The organism is Halorubrum sp. CBA1125 (genome assembly GCF_009742825.1).
Lineage (GTDB): Archaea > Halobacteriota > Halobacteria > Halobacteriales > Haloferacaceae > Halorubrum.
Map to the genome: position 1 here is coordinate 1 of NZ_WPCE01000160.1, position 6,881 is coordinate 6,881.

Here is a 6,881-nt window from a genome sequence, read left to right on the forward strand (position 1 = left end):
CGGTGGCGGCGGCGGCGGCGGCGGCGACGGTCCGATCCAGATCACGATGGACGCCGAGTGGGAGGGGATCTCCGACACGGTGACACAGAGCCTGTACGACGCCGGGCTCGACGAGTCGATCGAGGTCGAGATCCTGCCCGGCGACTTCGAGTCGGGCGCCCGCCGCTCGGAGTTCACCTCGGCGCTCGACGCCGGACGCGCGAGCCCGGACATCTTCATGATGGACTCCGGGTGGACGATCCCGTTCATCGCGCGCGGCCAGCTGGTGAACCTGAGCGAGGAGCTCTCCTCGGACACGCTCGAGTACGTCCAGAACAGCTACCTCGAGAGCGCGGTGAGCACGGCGAGCGACCCAGAGAGCGGCGACCTCTTCGGGCTCCCGCTGTTCCCCGACTACCCGGTGATGCACTACCGGAAGGACCTCGTCGAGGACGCGGGCTACGACCCGGACGGCGACAACTGGGCGACCGAACCGCTGAGCTGGCAGGAGTTCGCCGAGGTGGTCGCCGACGTGTGGGAGCAGAACGGCGGTCCCGACGGCGACCAGATCGACTACGGCTTCACCACGCAGGCCGACAACTACGTCGGGCTCGCCTGCTGTACGTTCAACGAGACGATGACCTCCTTCGGCGGGGCGTACTTCGGGGACCACGAGAACCTCTTCGGGCCGATCGGCGACCGCCCGATCACGGTGACCGACGAGCCAGTTCTGAACACGATCCGCATGATGCGGTCGTTCATGGAGGGACCGGACGCGGAGTACGCACACCCGGACTTCCCGCAGATCTCCACCACCGACCTCATCTCGTTCACCGAGGAACCGTCCCGCGAACCGTTCACCTCGGGCAACGCGATCTTCCATCGAAACTGGCCGTACGCGATCCCGCTGAACCTCGACTCCGACGCGTTCGACGCCGCGGACTATGACGTCATGCCGCTGCCGTACGGCGTCGAGGCCGGCGAGGGGAACTACGAGGGCACCGGCGGTCCCGCCGCGGCGCTCGGCGGGTGGCACCTCACCATCAACCCGAACACCCAGCGGCTCGACGCGGCCGTTCAGGTGCTCGAGGCGTTCGCCAACGAGGACGTGATGGTGAACAACTTCGCCGAGGGGGGTTACCTGCCGCCGGACCCGTCGGTGACGGAGGACGTCGATCCCGACGCCGTCGGCGCGCTCGGGGACTTCCTCGACACGCTCGCGGTCTCCGGGCAGAACACGGTTCCGCGTCCCGTCACCGTCGCGTGGCCCGACCAGGAGGCGCAGGTCGCCTCCGAGGTCTCAGCGGCCTACCAGGCGGAGAAGTCCCCCGAACAGGCGATGTCCGACCTGGAGAGCTCGCTCGAGTCGATCGAGTCGGACCTAGCATAAGGGGGACGGAAGATGTCAACCGACACGCGAGCGGACGGGGGCGGTTCGCTGTTCGCCCGCCCGCTCAACTGGCTGGAAACCCAGAGCGAGGAGGTGTACGCGTACGTTCTGTTACTCCCCGCGTTCCTGCTGCTCGCGGTCGTCGCGTTCTACCCGCTCATCGAGACGTTCCGGTTCTCGCTTCTGGCCGACGCGGTCGCCTCGGCGACCCGTTCGGCGAGTTCGTCGGGTTCCGCAACTACGTCAACCTGCTCACCGGCAACACGGCGTTCACCCAGCAGTTCATCTCGGTGTCGCTCACCGACTCGCTCCCGTTCGTGGAGTTCGGTGCGCCGTTCCTGCAGCAGGCGCTTTTCGTCACGCTGGCGTTCGCGATATTGAGCGTCGTCTTCGAGACGCTGATCGGGTTCGGGCAGGCGCTCGTGCTCGACCAGGACTTCTACGGCCGCCGGTGGGTTCGGGTGTCGATCATCATTCCGTGGGCCATCCCCATCGTCATCCAGGGGATGATCTTCTTCCTCATCTTCAACCCGACCATCGGGTTCGGCACCGAGTTCATGCAGTCGATCGGCGTGTTCGGCGAGACGCCGCTCGCGAGCAGCGACGACTCCTTCCTCATCGTGCTCGTCGCCGACATCTGGAAGACGACCGCGTTCATGGCGCTTCTCATCTTGGCGGGGCTCCAGAGCATCGACCGCGGGCTCTACGACGTCGCGAAGGTGTCCGGTGCCTCGCCGTGGCAGCGGTTCAAGTACATCACGCTGCCGCTCGTCGCGCCCGCCCTGCTCGTCGCGATGCTGTTCCGGACGATGGACGCGATGCGGATCTACGGGCTGATCGACGCGACGGCGGGGTGTGAGACGGTCCCCTCGCTGACGTGTCTCGTGATCATCGCGCTCCAGGAGAGCCGCCGCTGGGCGACCGCGTCCGCGGTGGCGTTCCTGACGGCCGTGGTCATCAGCGGGTTCGTCGTGGTGTACCTGCTCGCGTTACGCAACAGCGACGGGGGTGTCGCATGAGCGCCGACCCCGCGGACCGCGAGCCGGTCGCCGACGGCGGCGCGGCGGACGAACCCGATCCGACCGTCGAGATGGCCGAGCAGGCGGGCCGTGAGGAGCCCGACCTCGACCGCGGGATCGTCGAGGCGTGGGCCGCGAAGATGATCTCGAACCCGGACCGGGCGTACCGCGCAACGTTTTACGTGGCGACGTTCTTCTTCCTCGTCACGACGCTGTTCCCGTTCTACTGGCTGTTGGTGGTCGCGCTGACGCCGCGGAACAACCTCTCGGAGGTCGGCGTGTTCCTCCCCGCCGGGTTCAATCCCGCCGCCTTCATCGATATCTTCACCACGCTCCCGTTCCACCGGTACGTGTTCAACAGCTTCCTCATCGCGACGGTCGCGACGGTCGCGGTGCTGCTCGTCGGCAGCCTCGCCGGTTACGTGTTCGGCCGGCTCCGGTTCCGGGGACGCAACGCGATGCTCCTGTTGGTGCTCGTGACGTCCTTCTTCCCGCCGGCGGCCTTCTTCATCCCGCTGAACCGGCTGTTCAACACCAACGTCGACGTGTTGCGGCCGCTGCTCTCGGCCGGGTCGCTGTACAACACGCCGTACGCCATCTTCATCCCGCTGTCGGCGATCTTCCTGCCGCTGTCGATCTTCATCCTGATGACGTTCTACTCGCAGATCCCGGACGGGTTAGAGGACGCGGCCCGGGTCGAGGGGACGACGCGGCTCGGCGCGCTGTTCCGCGTCATCGTTCCCCTCTCTGCGCCCGGCGTCGCGACCGCCGGCGTGTTGACGTTCATCTCGGTGTACAACGAGTACTTCTTCAGCTCGCTGATGACCGACGGGCGTCCCCAGAACTGGGCGCCGATGCTCGAAGGCATCCTGCGGTTCCAGGGCGAGTTCGAGGTGCTGTACAACCTGATGGCGGCCGCCAGCATCGTCGCGGTGCTGCCCGTCGCCATCCTCGTCGTCGTCGCACAGGAGAAGATCGTGAGCGGCCTCACTACGGGGGCGGTCAAGGAGTAACCATGGCATCAGTCAAACTAGAGGGAATCACGAAACGGTACGAGGACGTAACGGCAGTCGACGACATGAACCTGGAGATCGAAGACGGGGAGTTCGTCACCTTCGTCGGCCCCTCCGGGTGCGGGAAGTCGACGACGATGGAGACGATCGCCGGGCTCACGCTCCCCACCGAGGGGACGGTGGAGATCGGCGGGCGCGACGTGACGGACCTCCCGCCGAAGGACCGCGGGATCTCCATGGTGTTCCAGAACATCGCGCTGTTCCCGCACATGGACGTCTACGACAACATCTCCTTCGGGCTCCGGCTGCGGAAGTACGACCAGGAGGAGATCGACCGCCGCGTCGAGGAGGCGGCGGACATCGTCCAGCTGGAGGGGATGATGGACCGGATGCCGAGCGAGATGTCCGGCGGACAGCGCCAGCGCGTCGCGATCGCCAGAGCGATCGTCCGCAACCCGGACGCGTTCCTGATGGACGAGCCCCTGGCGAACCTCGACGCGGAGCTGCGGGTCCACATGCGCACCCAGCTCCAGCGGCTCCACCGTCAGCTCGACACCACCATCGTCTACGTCACGCACGACCAGGCGCAGGCGATGACGATGTCGGACCGCATCGCCGTCATCAACAGCGGCGTGCTCCAGCAGGTGGCACCCCCGCTCGAGTGTTACAACGAGCCGGCGAACCGGTTCGTCGCCGGCTTCATCGGGTCGCCCGCGATGAACTTCGTCGAGGGCGAGGTCGTCGACGGCGGCTTCGAGTCCCAGTACACGCAGATCGACTTCGACCCGGCGACGCACGGCGTCACCCCGGGCCAGGAGATCACGGTCGGCATCCGCCCCGAGGACGTGTTCCTGGAGGAGGATTCCCGGAAGGCGGCCTCGCCGACGAAGGCGTTCGACGCCGTCGTCGACGTGATCGAACCGATGGGCAAGGAGGTGAACGCCTACCTGCTGTTCGACCGCGACGTCGAGGCGAGCGCCGAGGGGCGCGGCGAGGGCCAACTCCTCATCAACCTCGCGCCCGACACGGAGATCGCCGAGGGCGACGACGTCCGGATCGTGATAGACCGCGAGAACATCCACCTGTTCGACCGGGCGAGCGGCGACGCGATCACGCACTCGCTGGAGTAGCGAGCGGCGAGGACGCCCGTTTCTCGTCTATCCGGTCGCCGCGCTTTTCCGCCGTTTCCTCTCACTCCACGTCGACGACCGTGATCTGGTGGGCTTCGACCGCCTCGACCATCGCGCCCCAGCCGCCGACCTCAACCGCGCCGTCGTCGGTGTCGACGACCAGCCCGACCCGGCCGCCGTAGCTCGCGATGGTCCCGGCGTCGACCGACTCGTCGGCGCCGGGGACGACGACGTCGGCGATCGTTCCCTCGACGAGCCGGTCGGCACCGGTCTCGGTGTCGGCCCCCTCGATCCGGACGCGGACCGTCGCCCCGTCGCGAAGCAGGGGGGCGACGTCGCGGACGCAGTAGCGGATGTCGATGTACTCGATCGGCGGCTCGCCGTCGAGGGCCGTGTAGATCGGCTCCCAGGTGTCCCACTGGGTCGTGAGAAAGTACCAGTGGAACACGTACGTGTGGGTGCTGTCGTCGACGAGCACGCCGTACTCGTTCGTCGAACCCGCGTGCGGCGCGAAACACGTCTTCGTCCGGTCGACGATCACCACGAACGGCGAGGGGAGTTGCCGGTGGCGCGCCTCGGAACAGACCTCGCGCAGCTCCTCAGCGTCGGGCAGCGACTCCGTGCCGCCGTTCGGCGTGTGGATCGAGAGGTTGACCCGAACTCCGCGTTCCGTCGCCGCGCGCAGGGCAGGACGGAGCCGCTCGAAGTGGTCGACGCCGAGCGAGACGCTCACCTGCGTCTCCGCCTCGCGGATGAACTCGTCGGCGTTCTTGATCACCGTCTCGAACCGCGTGACGATGCTCACCGTCGACTGCTCGACCGAGGGCTCGTTCCAGCGGCGCTCGATCTCCTCGGTCGCCGCGGTGAACCGGCTCGCTCGCGACTCGAGGTCGTCGACGATCTCGTCGAGGTCGTTCGCCCGGGCGTACAGCGACTCCTGTTCGTACGTCTCGATGTATCCCGCGCTCTCCAGGTCGCGCAACACGTCGTAGATCCGCGGGTCGGGGACCCCGCTGGCGTCGGCGACGCGGGTGACGGGCGCCGAGCCGAGTTCGAGGACGGTTACGTACGCGTCCGCCTGGTACGGCGAGAGCCCGGCGTCCTCCAGCGTTTCCGTGAGTTCCGCGCGCTCCACGGTCACCACCCGTGGCCGGAACGGAACTGAGCGTCGTCGGTCGACCGACCAGGCGCGTCGCTGCTCCGACGGATCCGTTCTCTGGGCGCTCCCCCACGATCACGGACGGTGCCGGCGCGGACCGACCCGTCTCGTCCGGTGCCTCGTTCTACCATGTTTTGAACTACCACGGCTGTTATAAAAACGTTTTATTTCCGCGCCGAACCGCTCGAACCTCGTGACGGCGGCCGCCGATATCGGCGGCCGTTCCGACTGAAAAGCCTTTATTCGGTTCGTCGTGGAGGGGGCGTATGCACGACTCACCGGGCGGCGACGACGGCCGTCCGCGCTCGCGGTGGACCCGCGATCAGGCCGCGTCGATCGAGCGCCGCCACGGGAACGTCGCCCCGCCGGCGGGAGCGCCGCGAGTCGATCCGTTCCCGGAGCTGCACGTCTGGGACACGTGGCTGCTGCGCGACCGACACGGCGAGATCGCCGACGTGAACGGGTGGCGGGTGGCCTTCTCGCTGACCGCTCCCGCGGATCTGCTCCCCGGAACCAGACACGACGTGGCGGAGATCCGCTGTTTCTGCTCGGCGGACGGCGAGAGCTGGCAGGACGTGGGCCCCGTTTTCGACGGCGGCGCGCTCGGTCAGCGCCAGTGGGCCGGCTCGGCGCTGTACGACGACGGCGACTGCTACCTCTACTACACGGCCGCCGGCGACGAGACCGCCGAGGAGCTGACGTACTCCCAGCGGATCGCGGTCGCGCACGGCGGTCGGGTGACCGCCGACGCCGACGGCGTCGCTCTCGGAGGGCCGTGGACCCACGAGACGCTCTTGCGACCGGACGGCGAGCGGTACGAGACCGAAGCGCAGTCGCGGGGGATGACCTACACCTTCCGCGACCCGTGGTTCTTCGAGGACCCGGCGACCGGCGAGACGTACCTGCTCTTCGAGGGGAACGTTCCGGCGCCCGAACGCGACGGCGACGACGCCGCGACGACTCGCCGCCGGGAGTTCAACGGCTGCGTCGGGGTCGCCGTCTCCGAGACGGGCGACCCGCTCTCGTGGGAGCTCCGGCCGCCGCTCCTCGACGCCCTCGAGGTGAACCAGGAGCTCGAACGCCCGCACGTCGTCGTCGCCGACGGCCGCTACTACCTGTTCGTCTGCAGCCACGTCCACACGTTCGCGCCGGGCGTGATCGGCCCCGACGGGCTGTACGGCTTCGTCGCCG

At 67.9% G+C, this 6,881-nt stretch carries 5 protein-coding genes and 1 pseudogene; 5 read left to right on the forward strand and 1 reads right to left on the reverse strand.

What is annotated here, in order from left to right; translation table 11 throughout:
* The 4 genes and pseudogenes from GJ633_RS12625 to GJ633_RS12640 form a co-directional block, all read left to right on the forward strand.
* Positions 1-1,369, forward strand: a 1,369-nt coding sequence (locus GJ633_RS12625) for an extracellular solute-binding protein (protein WP_156589112.1), incomplete at its 5' end; no start/stop codon positions are given.
* Positions 1,370-1,381: 12 nt separating this feature from the next.
* Positions 1,382-2,388 (forward strand): annotated as a pseudogene (locus GJ633_RS12630) (carbohydrate ABC transporter permease).
* Complete coding sequence (locus GJ633_RS12635) at positions 2,385-3,401, forward strand: carbohydrate ABC transporter permease (protein WP_394351156.1); 1,017 nt, start codon at positions 2,385-2,387, stop codon at positions 3,399-3,401. Before GJ633_RS12630 ends, GJ633_RS12635 begins: the two are co-directional and overlap by 4 nt.
* 2 nt (positions 3,402-3,403) lie before the next feature.
* Positions 3,404-4,531: an ABC transporter ATP-binding protein gene (locus tag GJ633_RS12640; RefSeq protein WP_197431332.1), complete on the forward strand. Its 1,128-nt coding sequence runs from the start codon at positions 3,404-3,406 to the stop codon at positions 4,529-4,531.
* A gap of 61 nt (positions 4,532-4,592) precedes the next feature.
* Here the strand turns inward: GJ633_RS12640 and GJ633_RS12645 are convergent, their stop codons facing one another.
* Positions 4,593-5,672 carry a TrmB family transcriptional regulator gene (locus tag GJ633_RS12645; RefSeq protein ID WP_394351157.1) on the reverse strand — a complete coding sequence of 360 codons (1,080 nt, stop codon included), beginning with the start codon at positions 5,670-5,672 and terminating at the stop codon, positions 4,593-4,595.
* Between the two features lie 284 nt (positions 5,673-5,956).
* On the opposite strand from GJ633_RS12645, the gene GJ633_RS12655 reads away from it, so the two are divergent.
* Positions 5,957-6,881 (forward strand): glycoside hydrolase family 68 protein (locus tag GJ633_RS12655; protein ID WP_156589114.1); only part of this gene is annotated, 925 nt, incomplete at its 3' end.

Coding starts and splice junctions, on each gene's coding strand:
- GJ633_RS12635 (WP_394351156.1), top strand. CDS start 2,385: ATGAGCGCCGACCCCGCGGACCGCGAGCCGGTCGCCGACGGCGGCGCG.
- GJ633_RS12640 (WP_197431332.1), top strand. CDS start 3,404: ATGGCATCAGTCAAACTAGAGGGAATCACGAAACGGTACGAGGACGTA.